This window comes from Duganella sp. GW822-FHT06D06, assembly GCF_058799615.1.
Genome location: NZ_JBXALQ010000059.1, coordinates 1 through 1,450, shown reverse-complemented (window position 1 = coordinate 1,450; position 1,450 = coordinate 1). Strand labels below are relative to the sequence as shown.

At 66.3% G+C, this 1,450-nt stretch carries 1 protein-coding gene; it reads left to right on the top strand.

Annotation, left to right across the window (positions count from 1 at the left end; translation table 11 throughout):
- On the top strand, positions 1 to 1,450 hold a 1,450-nt coding region (locus AC1RMD_RS31175), incomplete at both ends, for a non-ribosomal peptide synthetase (protein WP_492932743.1).

Here is a 1,450-nt window from a genome sequence, read left to right as displayed (position 1 = left end):
GAGATGGTGGTCGGCCTGCTGGCCATCCTCAAGGCCGGCGGCGCCTATGTACCGCTCGACCCGGCCTATCCGCAGGACCGACTGGCCTACATGCTGGAGGACAGCGCCCCCGTCGTGGTGCTGACCCAGCAGCACCTGGGCCTGCCGCCCACCTCGGCGCCGGTCATGCTACTCGATCATGCGGCCTTCGCCGACGTTCTCGCCGCCCAGCCCACCGTCAATCCTCCGCAACCGAAGGCGGCCCGTAACACGGCCACTACCACGGCATACGTAATGTACACCTCGGGCTCTACCGGTCTGCCCAAGGGCGTGGCGGTGCCACATCGCGGCGTGCTGCGCCTGGCATGCAACAATCATTTCCTGCCATTGTCCAACGCCACCGTGTTGTTGCAATGCGGTTCGATTGCCTTCGACGCCGCCACCCTAGAAATCTGGGGCGCCTTGCTCAACGGCGGTGTTCTTGCACTCTATCCCGGCGCCAGGATCGATCTGCGCACCCTGATCGCGCAGATCGGCAAGCATGCGGTCTCGACGATGTTTGCGACGCCGGCACTGTTCGAACAATTTGCAACGCATCCCGACACCGGCACCCTGGGGTCGCTGAGCCACATCCTGGTCGGCGGCGACGTCGCTCCCGTGGCGGCCATCGAGCATCTGTATGCGCGCCTGCCCCACGTGACGGTCATCAACGGCTACGGTCCGACCGAAAATACGACGTTTAGCACCTGCTACGCCGTTCCGCGCCAGGGCCATGTATTGTCTATCCCCATCGGCAAACCCATCGCCAACTCCACGGCCTATGTGCTCGATGCCGCGTTGCAGCCCGTGCCGGTCAACACGCGGGGAGAAATCTGGGTCGGCGGTGATGGTGTAGCACTCGGCTACCTGAATCGCCCTGACCTCACCGCCGAGCGCTTCCTGCGCGACCCGTTCAGCAAGGATCCCAACGCCCGCATGTACAAGACGGGCGACGTGGGTCGCTGGCTGGCTGACGGCAATCTCGAGTACCTGGGCCGCAACGACTTCCAGGTCAAGCTCCGCGGCTTCCGCGTCGAGCTGGGCGAGATCGAATCGAATCTGGCCGCTTGCGAAGGCGTGCGCGAGGCGTTGGTCGTCGCGCGCGAAGACCAGCCTGGCGACAAGCGCCTGGTGGCCTACCTGGTCGCCCAGGACGGCGCCGCGCCATCCGCCGCCGACCTGCGCAGCACCCTGGCCGCCAGCCTGCCCGACTACATGGTGCCGGCCGCCTTCGTCACGCTGGACGCCTTCCCGCTGACACCGAACGGCAAGCTCGACCGCAAGGCGCTGCCCGCGCCGGATCGCTCCGCGCTGGTGGCACGTGCCTACGAGGCGCCGCACGGCCGAGCCGAGGTGGCGATCGCCGCCATCTGGCAGGAACTGCTGGGTATCGATCAAGTCGGCCGCCACGACCACTTCTTCGAATTGGGCG